Below are 14,463 nucleotides of genomic sequence, written 5' to 3'. Positions count from 1 at the left end.
TCCTGTTTTCGATGAATGAATGTTCATCCTTGAACGCTTCGGGTGTGTTACGGCGAATCCTCCGGACGCATGGTCAGGATAATTTTTCCGACATTCTCTGAAGACTCCATTCGCCGGTGAGCATCGGCAGCCCGCGCTAGCGCAAATGTGCTGTCCACCACCGGTTCCAGGCTCCCTGCGCCGTCGAAACGATCGAGCCAATGCTCACGGAAGCGCTGGATCATGGCGTGCTTTTCCGGTTGTGTGCGGGATTTCATCACCGTGCCGATGATTTGCAGATGCCGATAGAGGATGTGTTCGAGCTCCACGCTTACCTGGCCGCCACCGCCGAGAATCCCGACTTGCACCAGTCGGCCACCGTGAGCAAGCGAGGCAATGTTGCGTGCGAAGTAGGGTTCGCCGATGAAGTCGATGACAACATCGACCCCTCGACCCTCGGTCTTGTCGGCAATGACTTGGGCGAAGTCCTGGGTCTTGTAGTCAATCGCGACGTCAGCCCCCAGATGTTCGACACGCGATAACTTGCTGCCCTCTGTGGTGGCATACACCGTGGCGCCGGTGGCGTAGGCCAGTTGCACGGCTGCGGAGCCGACACCGCCGGCCGCCGCATGAATCAACACCGAGTCGCCGGACTTGAGGCGAGCCAGGTGCATCATCGCTTCATGGGCGGTGACGAACACCTCCGGGATAGCCGCTGCGTGTACATAATCCAGTTGCGCGGGGATCGGCATGGCCATGCGGTAGTCGATGCGCGCCAGTTCGGCATAGGCGCCACCGCCAACGACGCCCATCACTCGGTCTCCTGCGGCGTAGCCGGTCACTTCGCTGCCTGTCTGGATCACCTCGCCAGCGATCTCCAGTCCGATGATCAGCGAGTCACCGAAATTCGGATGCCCATAACCACCGGTGCGATGGGTCAGGTCGGCACGGTTCACGCCAGCGGCGTAAACCCGCACCAGAAGGTCGGTGGGGCGGACTTCGGGGTTGGGCGCATCGACGAGTTCCAGGACATCTGCGGCGCCGAATTCTCTGATGTTGATCGCTTTCATAGCGGGTTCTTCTCCGAGTCGGAAAACGTGGCATTGGCGATGGCCGATGCAGTGATGGCGCCGGGAAAACCCACATAAAACGCCAGGTGGGTAATCGCTGCGGCAATTTCGTCCAGGCTGACGCCGTTGGTGATTGCCCGGCGCAAGTGAGCGGGCAATTCTTCTGAGTGACCGCCGGCGATCAACGCCGCCACGGTAATCAGGCTGCGGTCGCGGAGTGACAAGGCAGGATCGGCCCAGATCTGCGGATAAAGCGTTGCGTCGACGAAATCCGACAGCTTGGGCGTGAAGGCCCGGGCCGCTTCGCGAGGACTGCTGAAATTGATCGTGGACATGGGAGCTCCCTTAAACCTGACTGATGAATTTGTGGGTGAGGTAGTGCTCGATGCCTTCAACACCGCCTTCGGAGCCGTGACCACTTTCTTTCATGCCGCCGAACGGAAGCTCGGTGGCGACGATGCGGTACTGGTTTATCCCGATCATTCCGGCTTCCAGTCCGTCGGCCACGTCGATGGCTGTTCGTGCATTGGAAGTGAACGCATAGGCCGAAAGGCCATACGGCAATCGATTCGCTTCTTGCAGGCCGTCGGCCAGCTCGTCGAAAGGCATCAACACGGCGATGGGGCCGAAAGGTTCTTCGTGCATGATTCGGGCGTTCATGGGCACGTCTGCCAAAACGGTGGGCTGGAAGAAAAAGCCGTCTCCGGGAAGCGCCTCGCCACCGACCAAGACCCGTGCGCCTTTCTCGACGGCATCGGCTATCAATTGCTCCATCTTGACCAACTGCCTTGGGTTGGCGAGCGGTCCGACCTGAGTCTGTGGATCGAAGCCGTCGCCGATTTTCAGGGCTTTGGTGGCCGCGACAAAGTGATCGACAAACGCTTGATAGGCGCCACGCTGAACGATGAACCGGGTCGACGAGATGCACACCTGGCCGGTACCGCGAAAGCGGTTTGCGACCCCCTCTACTGCGGCTTTCTCGACATCAGCGTCGGCGAATACCAACACCGGGCCATGACCTCCCAGCTCAAGGGTAATGGGCTTCACGCCCTCGGCGGCGCGGGCCGAGAGCAACCTTCCAATGGGCACGGAGCCTGTGAATGTCACTTTTCGAATGATCGGAGAAGCAATGAGCTGGCTGGACACCTGATCCGGTACGCCGAAGACCACTTGCAGCACGCCTTTGGGCAGGCCTGCGTCGTCCAGCGCCCGTGCCAGGGCCAGCGCGGTGGAGGGACTTTCTTCTCCGGGTTTGAGAATCACGCTGCAACCCGCCGCCAGGGCCGCCGACAGTTTGCGGGCAGGCGTGATGGCCGGAAAATTCCACGGCGTGAAAGCTGCGACCGGGCCAATGGCCTGGCGTTTGACCAGTTGCAGTACACCGGGGCGGTTGGCAGGTACAACACGGCCGTCGATGCGCCGAGCGCTTTCGGCGAACCATTCGAAATACTCTGCGGCTCGCACCACTTCATCCATGCTTTCGCTCAGTGGCTTGCCTTCTTCCAGGGTCATCTGCGCTGCAATGTGCGGGGCTCGTTCCAGGATCAGATCGGCGGCGCGCTTGAGGATTTTCGCGCGCTGGTCCGGCACCGTCTGCCGCCATTGTTCGAAGCCCACTCGGGACACTTCCAGGGCGCGGTCAAGGTCGCCCGCAGTGGCGAGGGGAACACGTCCGATTTCACGCCCGGTCGCAGGGTTGACGACGGCTGCCGTAGAGCGACCTTGCGCATCGATCCATTCACCACCGATGAAAAGATAAAGCTGATCGTAGGAGTTGTTCATGGTGTGGCCTTTGGTTGGTTGTCAGGGACGGGCAAGCGCTCCGTGAAACCAAGTCTATGGAAGGTGAGTCGCTTGATTTAGCCGGCCACGAGGGAATCATTGTTGTCCCCAGAGGTAATATCGGTTGCCGGGGGGGAGGGTGTAGCATCCGCACTTGTCTCGAGCGGATTGCAGGTCTGAAGGACGATCAGGATGGATAAACTTTCAAATATGTCGGTGTACATAAAAGTGGTCGAGATGGGCAGTTTCACGGCCGTTGCGAACCATCTGGACTCCACTGTCGGCAATGTCTCGCGCGCCGTCTCGGCACTTGAAAATGTGCTCGATGCGCGTCTGTTGCAACGATCTACCCGACGTCTTTCGGTGACCGACGCGGGTCGTCGGTTCTACGAGCGATGCATCAAGATCCTGGCTGACCTGGAAAGTGCAGAAGCCGAAGCGAGCAATGCAGCCTTGAAGCCCAGAGGAACCTTGCGCGTGCACTGCGTACCTGGACTCGCTCGGCACCTGGTGACCGGCGCAGTGCTGGCGTACCGCAATGAATTTCCGGACGTCACCGTGGATTTGATGCTCTCGCAACGCATGCCCAACCTGCTCGAGGACCAGTTGGATGTCTCGATCCTGATTGCTCGTACGCTGCCGGATTCAGCGTATGTCAGTCAGAAGATCGGCGTCAGTCATTGCGTACTGGCAGCGTCGCCAGCGTATCTGGCGCAGCACGGAACCCCGGTCACGCCTGACGAACTCAGCGGTCATCAATGCTTGCTACTGGGAACGGTGGACTATGTGCGGGATGAGTGGCAGCTCAAGAGCAAATCGGGTGACGCGACCTTCGTTCCCACCGGACCGAGCTTCAGCGTGAATGACATGGACGCGATGGCTATTGCCATTCGGGAAGGGGCCGGAATCGGCTTGTTGGCCGGATTTACTGCCATCGATGATTTGCGCTGCGGAAAATTGGTGCGGGTTCTGCCTGACTACCATACGTACGAGCGCAACGTTTATGCCGTCTACACGTCACGACAGTTCGTCGATGCAAAAATCACTCGCTTTATCGATAGCCTGAAAGACCGCGTCGGTAGTCAGCTGGCAGCAACGGCTCAGGAACTTATCGGTTGAAAGACCGCAGGCAGCCTCGTTGATTCAGGGATGGCGAGCGGGATTGAATGCCGCGCATCCCTGGCTGCGCGGCGAGATATTGTTTCGATACTCACGAAGCGACCGCGAGATGAACGGCGTTTTTACACAGCGAACGTAGTCCCGCGAGTATTCACAAAAAGCGAGTAGATCGAGTGACTGCTTGCCATGAACAGCCTGTTCCCTTCGCGCCCCCCGAAGCACAGGTTCGGGCAGCGCTCTGGCAGCGAAATATGGCCGATGGCCTTGCCCTGTGGATTGAAAACACGCACGCCGTCGAGTTTTTCCAGATCGGCCCTGGGATCACCATTGCCGCCCCAGCCGCACCACAGGTTGCCCGCTTCGTCGCACTTGATACCGTCGATTGCAGCGTAGTCCAGCCCCTCGATGTGCTTGCGGCGCTCGCCCAGTGCGCCGTCTTCCTTCACGGCAATGGCCCAGATCAGGCGATTGGGTTTGGCGCGACCTTCGACGACATACAGGGTTTTCTCGTCGGGAGAAAAGCACAGACCATTGGGGCCGTTAAGGTCGTCGATGACCCGGGTGACCTTTCTGCTCTCACCGTCGATGCGGTAAACGGCGTGGGGTTGGCTCGGGGTGATTTTGTGGCCTTCGTAATTGTTGCCAGTCTGGAATGGCGGGTCGGTAAACCAGATTGATCCGTCACTTTTGCAGACGATGTCGTTGGGCGAGTTGAAGTGCTTGCCATCAAAGCTGTCGGCCAGCACGGTGATCGTGCCGTTGTATTCGGTGCGCGTGACGCGGCGGCCTTCGCTGGTGGTGGTAGAGCCTTCGCAGACGATAAGCCGCCCTTGGCGATCCCGGCACATCCCGTTGGAGAAGTTCGAGTGTTCACGGTACACGGTGAAGGTTTCGGTGATTTCATCCCAACGCATGATGCGATTATTGGGGATGTCGCTGACCAGCAAATAGCGGCCGTCACCCACCCACACCGGCCCTTCGGCCCAGCGCATGCCGGTGGCGAGTTTTTCCACGCTGGCGTTGAAAATACGCAGGTCGAGGAAGCTGTCGTCGAGGATGTGAATCAGTGGATCCGGGTAGCGTTGACTCAATGGTTCGGCAGCTTCAGAGAGACTGGGCAGCAAGGCGCTGCCGGTGGCAAGCGTGGCGGAAACAGCGAGGGACTTCTTCAGGAAGCTGCGGCGTGTATTGCCTTTTACCTGTTCGAGGTTGTCAGGCTTGGCGGACAGGGATGAGTCCATGTAGCGATCTCCGTGGTTTTATTTTTTTTTGGAGACGCAGTAATAGCCCGTGATAGGACATCGTACAAGTGAATTATTATCCAGCTCTGGTCGAGCTTGGAGATGAAGGCCTTCGCTCCATAGTGGTGGAATCGATATAGCCCAAGCGAAGCTTTTTATGCATAAAACGAAGTTCATATTAATTTTATAGTGCGTTTTAATCTAATCAGGCTTTCCCAGATTGGAGCATTCGCACTTGAAGATCCCGACACATTTGACACTTGGCCTCGCGCTCGCCGTCAGTTGCGCTGCAGCATTTGCGGGGCCAACCCTTGATCGCGTGACGCAAAAAGGTGAACTCACCGGTGTCCTGATGGAGAGTTACCCGCCGTTCTCTTTTCTCAATGACCAGAACCAGCTCGACGGCTTTGATGTGGATGTCGCTAAAGCTGTGGCCGAGCGCCTTGGGGTCAAGCTGAAACTTGAAACGCCTTCCTGGGACGTGATTGCCGCCGGGCACTGGAACGGTCGATACGACATCTGCGTGTGCTCGATGACGCCGAGCAAGGCGCGGGCCGAAGTGTTCGATTTTCCCGTGGAGTATTACCAGTCACCGGCGGTGATCGTGGTCAATGCAAAGGACAAGGACATTGCCACTGGCAAGGACTTGTCCGGCAAAAAAGTCGGTGTGATCAGTGCGTCGACTTATGAGGCCTATCTGAACAAGGATCTGGTCATTGAAGGCGCCGAGGACAAACCGTTGAGCTATCCGTTCGACAATGTCCAGATCGCGCCTTACGACAATGAAACCGTCGCCTTCCAGGATCTCGCACTCGGTACCGGCGTGCGCCTGGACGCTATGGTCACCAACCTGATCACCGCGCGTGAACGCATCGCTCAGGATCCGCGCTTCAAGATTGCCGGAGATCCACTGTATGCCGAACCGAACGTCGTGGCGGTCGAAAAAGGCGATGCGCAATGGAATGCGAAAGTCACCGAGGTCATCGCACAACTCAAGACTGACGGCACGCTGAGCAAAATATCCCGCAAGTGGATCGGTTCTGATATCAGCCAATGACAGCAATCAATCCGCATCCGGCCAAAGTGGCTGTCAGCCCGCAAAAGCAGCCGCCACTGACACGTCAGCTGTTCGGCTTTCGCACGCGCCTGTATCTGACGTGGGCGGCGCTGTCGGGTCTGGGCGTGTGGTTTTTCATGCGCTTCGATCTGAAGTTTTCGATCATTCTGGAGAAGTGGCCAAACCTGGTCGGCCTGCATTTGGGGCCGAACGGGTTCTTGCAGGGCGCTGCGCTGACGATATTTCTGTGTTTCTGCTCGATCTGGTTTTCGTTATTGCTGGGCTTTGTCACCGCGTTGGCCAGGCTGTCGAGCAGCGCCGTGGCGTTTGGTATCGCCAGCTTCTACGCCTCGTTCTTTCGCGGCACGCCGTTGTTGATCCAGATCCTGTTGATCTATCTGGGGCTGCCGCAGCTGGGCGTGGTGCCAGGCGCGATCAGCGCCGGGATCATCGCGCTGTCGCTCAACTACGGGGCTTATCTCAGTGAGATTTTTCGTGCCGGCATCCTCGCGGTTGCCCCGGGTCAGCGCGAAGCAGCCGCCGCATTGGGCCTGAGGCCGGCCGCGACGTTCATCCATATCATCCTGCCGCAAGCCATGCGCACGATCATTCCGCCGACCACCAGCCAGTTTATTTCGATGCTCAAGGACTCGTCCCTGATTTCGGTCATGGGTGTTTGGGAAGTGATGTTTCTGGCGCAGTCGTACGGGCGTTCGTCCTACCGTTACATCGAAATGCTGACCACCGCAGCCGCCATCTATTGGCTGTTATCCATCGGTCTCGAACTGATCCAGCATCGCCTCGAACGCCATTACGGCAGAGGCTTCAAGCATCAGCGCTGAGCCATTCCGTTGAATGATTTCTTGCAGGAACCAAGATGTCCGATCCTAAACCTCTGCTGTTTGCACTCTATGAACAAGCCAGCGTCGGGTGCGGCGGTGCGCCGAGTCTGTGGACGCACCCGGCTGACGAACGCCTGGCGATCAACTCGCTGGGCTACTGGTCAAACCTGGCGCGGATTGCCGATCAGGCGCACCTGGATATGTTGTTCTTTGGTGATGTGCTGGGCTTCTACGATGTGCTGGGTGGCAACGCCGATGCGGCAGTGAAATGGGCGGTGGAAGCACCGGCCAACGATCCGTTGATGATCATTCCGGCGTTGGCGGCCGTGACGGAAAACCTGGCATTTGGTGTCACGGTGACCACCAGTTATGAGCACCCGTTTACCCACGCCCGGCGCTTCAGCACGCTTGATCACCTCACCAATGGGCGAGTGGGCTGGAACATCGTCACCTCTTACCTGTCCAGCGCCGCCCGCAATTTCGGGCTGGAGCAAATGATCAAGCATGACGATCGCTATGAGCGCGCCGAAGAGTTTCTCGATGTGGTGTACAAACTCTGGGAAGGCAGTTGGGCCGATGACGCCGTGGTTGCCGACAAGGCCCGCCATCTGTATGCGAGAGGCGACCGAGTGCGACCGATCAATCACGAGGGTGCGCACTATCGCGTGGCCGGGCCGCACCTGACCGCACCGTCCCCGCAGCGCACCCCGTTGCTGATTCAGGCGGGCTGGTCGGGACGCGGTCGAGAGTTCGCCGCCAAGCACGCGGAACTGATCTTCATCGCCAAATCCAACCCGCAGGAAATCCGTCAGGGCCTGGAAGACATCTGGGCCCAGGCTGAGGCGCGGGGGCGTCAACGTGAAGACGTGAAATCGTTGACGGTACTGCGCATCGTCACGGCCAAAACCGAAATCGAAGCCCAGCGCAAATACGACGAGTTGCAAAGCAACTATCACTTGCAGGCACAACTGGTCAGTTACGCCGGCGACACCGGCATCGACATCAGCCGCTACGCCGACAGCGATGCACTCTCGACGCACACCGAAGGCCTGACCTCTTATGTGATGCGCCCCGATGGCAGTGGCAAGCCGCTGACGGCGGGTGATGTGAAAAAGCGCTTCGCCAGCGTTACCCGTGGCAGCGACCTGATTCTCGTCGGAACACCGCAGCAAGTCGCCGATCGCATTGAAGAACACGCGCGAATTTCCGGCACCAGCGGCTACATGCTCAACCCGTTGATCAGCCCAGGCAGCCTTGAGGACTTTGTCGAACTGGTGATTCCCGAACTGCAAAAGCGTGGGCTGTACCGGACTCAACCGCAAAGCGGCACCGTCCGTTCGCGGTTACGGGCAGATCACTCCAGCCACCTGCCAGCCTCGGCCTATGGGGCTTCGTTCCGCTTCGACAAGGCGCTTCATGGCTGACGCTATTTGACCGCATACACTTTGCGTACATAGCGCGTGCTTTTCCACGCGCACGGTGCCCCGCGCGCAACAAACACGCTGTCGCCGGTATTGACGGTCACGCTCAAACCCTCAGGCGTCTGCAACGTTACGCTGCCTTCGATCAGGTACATCAACTCATTGAGCTTGTGCGGGCGACCGTGACGTTCATAGGGCGTCGAGTCCCACACGCCGACACGCAGATCGGTTGTGGCGTCTTCGAAGGCATTACGTGACCGGCATTGCGGTGTCGGACCGATCAGAATCTGTTGCTCCGGCGCGGCGGAGGGAGACAGGTGTGCCAGCGGGTCAAGCAACGTCAGGCCGGGTGTCGCGGCTCCGCTGGCCATGGCGCAAAACGCCCACCGGGTGCCGGTCTGTGCTTCGATCCGCACGTCCGTGCCCCGGCCGATGACCGCGCTGGCGCCGACGGCCAGTTCCAGCGTCCGCTCCCGGGTTTTCAACGTCACATGCCCCGCATGGACTACGATCACCTCGGTGTGCGGGAAATCCTCGATATCAAGGCTTGCGCCTGCTTCGACGATGCCTGCAGATATGCCGTCGCTCCCTGACCAGGCAACCTGACGTCCGGTCGGGAAAGGGTCTGCGGCGTTCAAGGGTTGCTGTTTGAAAGCGGTGTCGACGCGACTGCCATCGGCACGAGCCAACAGCATGATGCAAGGTTCGGACATACGGGTGAAGCTCCAGGTCTTGAGGGGATTTCTTGGGGGGCGACCAGCGCCAGCGCGATAGTCAGCCGATGGCTTGAGTGACCAGGGCAAACTGCCGAACGCCATTGTTTGCTTGCGGTGCTGCACCGCGGGACATTTGTGCCACGGTGTCTACTTTCTTCAGGCCGGCTGCTTCCAGCCAGTCGGAAAGGCCACAATCCGCTGGAATATCAATGCGCACAAAGGCATCCGGTATCCCGGCCAGCAATGTGGCGATCAGGTGTTGGGCTTGCTCAAGGTTTTCGGCGATCAGCGGGCCGATGCAACGACCGCGACCGAATGGGCGCAGCAGGGCGAAGGCCTGCAACTGACCGTCACGCACAATGCCCACCGAATGCTCGACGACGGCGAACAGATCGGTAAGCACCGCTCGCCGATCCAGTCCGCTCCCGGCATTGGCCAGTTCCAGCACCCGCGCATGATCCGACTCGCGCAATGGGCGGCATTCTTCACCGTCTGCCAATGGCCCGGGCACGGGGGCTTGCGCCTGGCCCTGGTGCTGCTGAATCCGGCCAAACTCGACAAAACCCTGACTGGCGTACAGCGGTGCGCCGGCCACGGTTGCATTCAATATCGCCGTGCTTGACTGGCAAACCTGCAGCGCGTGTTCCATGAGCTTTCGCCCGATGCCCTGGCCCTGGTATTCGTCACTGACAATGACCAGGCCAATGGTCGTGAAATCACCTTGCGGGCAGGCAAACGCGGTGCCGATCAAACGCTCGCCATCGAGTACGACAAAGCCCTTGCTGACCCGTTGCAGCATGGCCCAGTCGTCAAGTCGATGGGGCCACTTCAATTGCACGGACAGTGCATGAGCCTTGGGCAGGTCGTCGGCAGTCATCGGCCGATAGACGTAGGAAGGGAGCGGGGTGGACATGGCGATTCTCCGATCAAGAGTGTGCGCTGGCGCCGGGTTTTGCGCCGAGGTGAAGCCTGTATCCCATCTAGATGAAAGCCTGACAAGGGGGCAGGGAATATTCGGCAGATTCCGCGAAGCACGGTCCCGAAGACCACACTTACTACTTAATCCGGGCCTTGTGTCGGCAGCAAATGCTTGGGCCTTTTTACCCTATAAAAGGCTTGTACCGAGTCTCGTCGCTCAGGCGCAGGATGTAGGTTCAATCGCCTCGATTCAGAACCGGGCTGACAGGCGCCGCAGCAACTGATGCCAAGGCTGCGATGGGGCGCAGTTTCTGCGGGCAAAGTCGCTGTCGGAAATCAAAAGCGCCAGATAAAGGCCCATAAGTGCGCATAAACAGGGGCTTTGCCCAAGGCTGGAGCGCACCGCAAAGTCTGCTGAGTGGAATGACCAAAACGGTGATTTGTATCGAACGGAGGTCGCTTTTAACGCCATCTGCTGATTTCACGGTGTTGTAATGACGGTGTGCTGCAGCGTTGCATCGCTACTGCGCAAACCAGGCAAATGCTTGTAGCGCCATTGACCTCAACGAACTTCAGGAACGCACTCAATGAGCTTTCTTCGCCCCAAATTCATTACCTTCGACTGCTACGGAACGCTGACCAATTTCCACATGGGCACAATGACCCGCGAACTCTTCGCCGATCGCGTTCCCGCTGAGCAGATGGATCAGTTCGTCAAGGATTTCTCGGCCTATCGCCTGGACCAGGTCATGGGCGACTGGATGCCGTATGACGAGATTCTCAAGACCGCTCTGGCGCGTACCTGCAAGCGTTGGGGAATCGAATACCGCGAAGAAGGCCAGCTGTATTACGACGCTGTTCCGACCTGGGGCCCGCACCCGGACGTACCGGCCGGCCTGTCGAAAATCGCCGACAAGATTCCCTTGGTGATTTTCTCCAACGCCAGCAACAGCCAGATCATGTCCAACGTCGAAAAACTCGGCGCACCTTTTCACAAAGTCTTCACGGCCGAACAGGCACAAGCCTACAAACCTCGTCTGGCGGCGTTCGAGTACATGCTCGACAACCTCAACTGCGGCCCGGAAGACATCTTGCATGTGTCCTCCAGCTTCCGTTACGACCTGATGCCGGCCCACGACATGAAGATCAAGAACAAGGCCTTCGTCGCCCGTGGTCACGAAGTACCGGGCAACGCCTTCTACAGCTACCACCAGATCCCGGACATCGGCGGTCTGGCCGCACTGGTCGGCCTGTAACGACATCCTCAGTGGCAAAGGCGGGATTGAACATGGGCAGTGAATCCTACTGGCTCGACAGCGCACCGGCCTTCACCGGCGCACAGCTCGGCGGTTTGCCCGGGCAAGTCGATGTGGCCATCGTCGGTGGCGGTTTCACCGGGCTGGCGGCGGCCCGGGCCCTGGCGCTCAAGGGCGCCAGTGTGGTGGTGCTGGAAGCCGGGCGGGTGATCGGCGAGGCTTCGGGACGCAATGGCGGGCAGTGCAACACGGGGGTGGCGCAGGATTACGCCAGCCTCAGCACCAGCCTCGGTGCCGACCGGGCGAAAGCCTATTACCAGGCTTACGAAAGTGCCGTGCAAAGCGTTGTGTCGCTGGTCGAGCAGGAGCAGATCGCCTGTGACCTGCTGCGCAACGGCAAGCTGAAACTGGCGGCAAAACCGTTGCACTACGAAGGCCTGGCCCGCACCTGCGAGCTGATCCGCAACGAAGTCGATGCCGATGTTGAATTGCTGTCTGCCGAACAGACCCGCACCGAAGTCAACTCTGCGCAGTTCCATGGCGGCCTGTTGCAGCGCAATGGCGTGCAGATGCACGTCGGGCGTTTCGGCATCGGTCTGGCAGAAGCGGCGGTGCGTCACGGTGCACTGATCCATGAGGGCACCTCGGTGCTCGACTGGAAAGCCCGGGCCGGCGGTTATCAGGTCAACACCAGCAAGGGTTCGCTGCACGCCGGGCAGGTTCTGCTGGCGACCGGTGCCTGTCAGCACGGTAGTCTGGGCTGGTATCGGCGGCGAATCGTACCGGTGGGCAGTTTCGTGATTGCCACCGAGGTCCTGCCGCGGGCGTTGATCGATCAGTTGCTGCCGGGGCGCCGCGCTTATGTCACCAGTCGAATGATCGGTAACTACTTCCGCCTGACCCCGGATAACCGTTTGCTGTTTGGCGGGCGCGCGCGGTTTGCCATGTCCGACAGTGTCAACGATGCCAAGAGCGGCAAGGTGCTGCAGGCGGCGATGGTCCAGATGTTCCCGCAACTGGCCGGCGTCAGGATCGATTACTGCTGGGGCGGCCTGGTAGACATGACCTCCGACCGTTTGCCGCGAGCCGGCCAGCACGGCGGCGTGTTCCACTCGATGGGTTACAGCGGCCACGGCGTGCAGATGTCGGTGCACATGGGGCAGGTGATGGCCGATGTGATGGCCGGCAATGCCGAGGCCAACCCCTGGCGTGAACTCGACTGGCCGGCGATCCCCGGGCATTTCGGCAAGCCGTGGTTCCTGCCTTTCGTGGGCGCCTATTACCGCTTTCAGGACTATTTGCATTGAGCTGATGTTGTGGCTTTACCGTCGTTTGCGTTTCCAGGACGTTCCGGCCAACCGGAACACTTGAGCCTTCTTAATTTCGACAGGTAGCACTGAAATGACTGATCACAAGAACGACTCACCATTGATCTCAGGCGAAGCAAGCCTGCGGGTATTCGAAGGCCTCAATCGCGGCATGTCACGTCGTCACGCGTTACAAATGCTCGGTGTGGCCGGCGTAGCGGCTGCCGGCGCCGGCAGCCTGTTTGGTGCTGCCGGCAAACTGCTGGCCGATGATACGGCGACGCCGGGCAGAGGCAAGCCAGGTGGGCGGATACGCGTCGCCGGCATGTCCAGCTCCACCGCCGACACCCTCGATCCGGCCAAAGGCGCGCTGTCCACCGATTATGTGCGGCACTACATGTTCTATAACGGCCTGACCCGTTTCGACGCGCACCTGGTGCCGCAACTGGAGCTGGCCGAGCGCATCGACAACACCGACGCGACCCTGTGGACGATCACCCTGCGCAAGGACGTGACTTTCCACAACGGCAAAACCCTCAGCGCGGCCGACGTGGTGTTCTCGCTGTCACGACACAAGGATCCGCTGACCGGCTCCAAAGTCATGCCACTGATGGAGCAATTCGCCGAAATCAAGGCCACGGGGGCCAACGAAGTACAGATTCGCCTGACTGCACCGAACGCCGAATTGCCGTCGATTCTGGCCGTCTCGCATCTGCTGATCGTTCCCGAAGGCACCACCGACTTCAACCAGGGCATTGGTACCGGACCGTTCAAGGTCAAGGAGTTCAAACCGGGCGTACGTTCGGTGGCCGCACGCAACACCGGCTACTGGAAGCCTGGCCTGCCGTACCTCGACGAAATCGAATTCATTGCCATCGGCGACGAGCCGTCGCGGGTCAACGCGCTGCTGTCCGGCGACGTGCACATGATCAATGAGGTCAACCCGCGCTCCACCGACCGGATCAAGGCCAGCGCCAAACACCGGGTCGTTGATGCGCCGTCGGGCAACTACACTGATTTGATCATCCGTCAGGATCAGTTGCCCGGTCAGAACGCCGATTTCACCCAGGCGATGAAGTACCTGCTCGATCGCGAACAGATCAAGTCGGCGGTGTTTCGCGGCTTTGCCGTGGTCGGCAACGATCATCCGATCGCGCCCGGCTCGCGCTACTACAACAGCGACCTGCCGCAAACGGTCTACGACCCGGAAAAAGCCAAGTTCCTGCTGAAAAAAGCGGGCATGGAAAACATCAGCATGGAGCTGTTTGCGTCGCCTGCCGCAACGGGTTCCGTCGATATCGCAGTGCTGTTGCAGCAGTCGGCCAAACAGGCCGGGCTCAAACTCGACGTCAAGCGCCTGCCGAGCGACGGCTACTGGTCCAACCACTGGATGAAGCACCCGATCAGCTTCGGCAACATCAACCCACGTCCGAACGCCGACGTGATGTTCTCGCAGTTCTTCCAGTCGAAGGCGCCGTGGAACGAGTCCGGCTGGAAGAACGAGCAGTTCGATCAGTTGCTGATGCTCGCCCGCGGCGAAACCGACGATGCCAAGCGCGGCAAGATGTACGCAGACATGCAGACCCTGGTGCACGACCACTGTGGCATCGGCATTCCGGTGTTCATCAGCAACATCGACGGCGTCGATCAACGGATCAAGGGCTACGGCAGCAACCCGCTCGGCGGCTTCATGGGTTACATGTTCGCCGAGCAGGTCTGGCTGGACGCTTGAACAGAGCCGTCGAAATGAACGGC

At 59.5% G+C, this 14,463-nt stretch carries 13 protein-coding genes; 7 read left to right on the top strand and 6 right to left on the bottom strand.

Features of this window, described 5'->3' with window-relative positions; genetic code table 11:
- Positions 1-47: 47 nt before the first annotated feature.
- Genes EIY71_RS01375 through EIY71_RS01365 form a run of 3 tightly spaced genes read right to left on the bottom strand, consistent with a single transcriptional unit; the run spans position 48 to position 2,831 of the window.
- Complete coding sequence (locus EIY71_RS01375; RefSeq protein ID WP_134020112.1) at positions 48-1,049, bottom strand: NAD(P)H-quinone oxidoreductase; 1,002 nt, start codon at positions 1,047-1,049, stop codon at positions 48-50.
- Positions 1,046-1,384, bottom strand: coding sequence for a carboxymuconolactone decarboxylase family protein (locus EIY71_RS01370; protein WP_085745627.1), 339 nt, complete (start codon positions 1,382-1,384; stop codon positions 1,046-1,048). Before EIY71_RS01370 ends, EIY71_RS01375 begins: the two co-directional genes overlap by 4 nt.
- Before the next feature lie 10 nt (positions 1,385-1,394).
- Positions 1,395-2,831: an NAD-dependent succinate-semialdehyde dehydrogenase gene (locus tag EIY71_RS01365; protein ID WP_134020109.1), complete on the bottom strand. Its 1,437-nt coding sequence runs from the start codon at positions 2,829-2,831 to the stop codon at positions 1,395-1,397.
- Positions 2,832-3,023: 192 nt separating this feature from the next.
- On the opposite strand from EIY71_RS01365, the gene EIY71_RS01360 reads away from it, so the two are divergent.
- Entirely contained in the window at positions 3,024-3,950 is a 927-nt protein-coding gene (locus EIY71_RS01360; RefSeq protein WP_134020106.1) for a LysR family transcriptional regulator, read from the top strand.
- Between the two features lie 122 nt (positions 3,951-4,072).
- On the opposite strand, the gene EIY71_RS01355 is transcribed toward EIY71_RS01360, so the two are convergent.
- A complete protein-coding gene (locus EIY71_RS01355) occupies positions 4,073-5,191 on the bottom strand; it encodes an SMP-30/gluconolactonase/LRE family protein (protein ID WP_134020103.1) in 1,119 nt (372 codons plus the stop codon).
- A 235-nt stretch (positions 5,192-5,426) separates the two neighbouring features.
- Between EIY71_RS01355 and EIY71_RS01350 the strand changes: the two genes are divergently transcribed.
- The 3 genes from EIY71_RS01350 to EIY71_RS01340 are packed head-to-tail and all read left to right on the top strand — an operon-like array spanning position 5,427 to position 8,514.
- Positions 5,427-6,248, top strand: coding sequence for an ABC transporter substrate-binding protein (locus EIY71_RS01350; RefSeq protein WP_102716800.1), 822 nt, complete (start codon positions 5,427-5,429; stop codon positions 6,246-6,248).
- Complete coding sequence (locus EIY71_RS01345; protein ID WP_085745632.1) at positions 6,245-7,090, top strand: amino acid ABC transporter permease; 846 nt, start codon at positions 6,245-6,247, stop codon at positions 7,088-7,090. Before EIY71_RS01350 ends, EIY71_RS01345 begins: the two co-directional genes overlap by 4 nt.
- Before the next feature lie 35 nt (positions 7,091-7,125).
- Complete coding sequence (locus EIY71_RS01340) at positions 7,126-8,514, top strand: LLM class flavin-dependent oxidoreductase (RefSeq protein ID WP_134020100.1); 1,389 nt, start codon at positions 7,126-7,128, stop codon at positions 8,512-8,514.
- Between the two features lie 2 nt (positions 8,515-8,516).
- On the opposite strand, the gene EIY71_RS01335 is transcribed toward EIY71_RS01340, so the two are convergent.
- Both EIY71_RS01335 and EIY71_RS01330 read right to left on the bottom strand, forming a co-directional pair.
- Positions 8,517-9,224: a cupin domain-containing protein gene (locus EIY71_RS01335; RefSeq protein WP_134020097.1), complete on the bottom strand. Its 708-nt coding sequence runs from the start codon at positions 9,222-9,224 to the stop codon at positions 8,517-8,519.
- A gap of 61 nt (positions 9,225-9,285) precedes the next feature.
- Positions 9,286-10,140, bottom strand: coding sequence for a GNAT family N-acetyltransferase (locus tag EIY71_RS01330; protein ID WP_134020094.1), 855 nt, complete (start codon positions 10,138-10,140; stop codon positions 9,286-9,288).
- Positions 10,141-10,732: 592 nt separating this feature from the next.
- On the opposite strand from EIY71_RS01330, the gene EIY71_RS01325 reads away from it, so the two are divergent.
- From EIY71_RS01325 to EIY71_RS01315, 3 genes are all read left to right on the top strand, one after another.
- Positions 10,733-11,401, top strand: coding sequence for a haloacid dehalogenase type II (locus EIY71_RS01325; protein ID WP_039768553.1), 669 nt, complete (start codon positions 10,733-10,735; stop codon positions 11,399-11,401).
- 32 nt (positions 11,402-11,433) lie between these two features.
- Positions 11,434-12,708: an FAD-binding oxidoreductase gene (locus EIY71_RS01320; RefSeq protein WP_085745636.1), complete on the top strand. Its 1,275-nt coding sequence runs from the start codon at positions 11,434-11,436 to the stop codon at positions 12,706-12,708.
- 94 nt (positions 12,709-12,802) lie between these two features.
- On the top strand, positions 12,803-14,440 hold the full coding sequence (locus EIY71_RS01315) for an ABC transporter substrate-binding protein (RefSeq protein ID WP_134020091.1): 1,638 nt from the start codon (positions 12,803-12,805) through the stop codon (positions 14,438-14,440).
- The last annotated feature ends 23 nt before the right edge of the window (positions 14,441-14,463 follow it).

Origin of the sequence: Pseudomonas sp. CH235 (genome assembly GCF_004368175.1) — a bacterium.
In the GTDB taxonomy this organism is placed as follows: Bacteria; Pseudomonadota; Gammaproteobacteria; order Pseudomonadales; family Pseudomonadaceae; genus Aquipseudomonas; species Aquipseudomonas paraglycinae.
This window is presented reverse-complemented; position numbering and strand designations above follow the sequence as displayed.

What these genes read in the sequence shown, in the direction of transcription:
- EIY71_RS01375 (WP_134020112.1), bottom strand. Translation starts at nt 1,049, where the DNA reads ATGAAAGCGATCAACATCAGAGAATTCGGCGCCGCAGATGTCCTGGAA.
- EIY71_RS01370 (WP_085745627.1), bottom strand. Translation starts at nt 1,384, where the DNA reads ATGTCCACGATCAATTTCAGCAGTCCTCGCGAAGCGGCCCGGGCCTTC.
- EIY71_RS01365 (WP_134020109.1), bottom strand. Translation starts at nt 2,831, where the DNA reads ATGAACAACTCCTACGATCAGCTTTATCTTTTCATCGGTGGTGAATGG.
- EIY71_RS01360 (WP_134020106.1), top strand. Translation starts at nt 3,024, where the DNA reads ATGGATAAACTTTCAAATATGTCGGTGTACATAAAAGTGGTCGAGATG.
- EIY71_RS01355 (WP_134020103.1), bottom strand. Translation starts at nt 5,191, where the DNA reads ATGGACTCATCCCTGTCCGCCAAGCCTGACAACCTCGAACAGGTAAAA.
- EIY71_RS01345 (WP_085745632.1), top strand. Translation starts at nt 6,245, where the DNA reads ATGACAGCAATCAATCCGCATCCGGCCAAAGTGGCTGTCAGCCCGCAA.
- EIY71_RS01340 (WP_134020100.1), top strand. Translation starts at nt 7,126, where the DNA reads ATGTCCGATCCTAAACCTCTGCTGTTTGCACTCTATGAACAAGCCAGC.
- EIY71_RS01335 (WP_134020097.1), bottom strand. Translation starts at nt 9,224, where the DNA reads ATGTCCGAACCTTGCATCATGCTGTTGGCTCGTGCCGATGGCAGTCGC.
- EIY71_RS01330 (WP_134020094.1), bottom strand. Translation starts at nt 10,140, where the DNA reads ATGTCCACCCCGCTCCCTTCCTACGTCTATCGGCCGATGACTGCCGAC.
- EIY71_RS01325 (WP_039768553.1), top strand. Translation starts at nt 10,733, where the DNA reads ATGAGCTTTCTTCGCCCCAAATTCATTACCTTCGACTGCTACGGAACG.
- EIY71_RS01320 (WP_085745636.1), top strand. Translation starts at nt 11,434, where the DNA reads ATGGGCAGTGAATCCTACTGGCTCGACAGCGCACCGGCCTTCACCGGC.
- EIY71_RS01315 (WP_134020091.1), top strand. Translation starts at nt 12,803, where the DNA reads ATGACTGATCACAAGAACGACTCACCATTGATCTCAGGCGAAGCAAGC.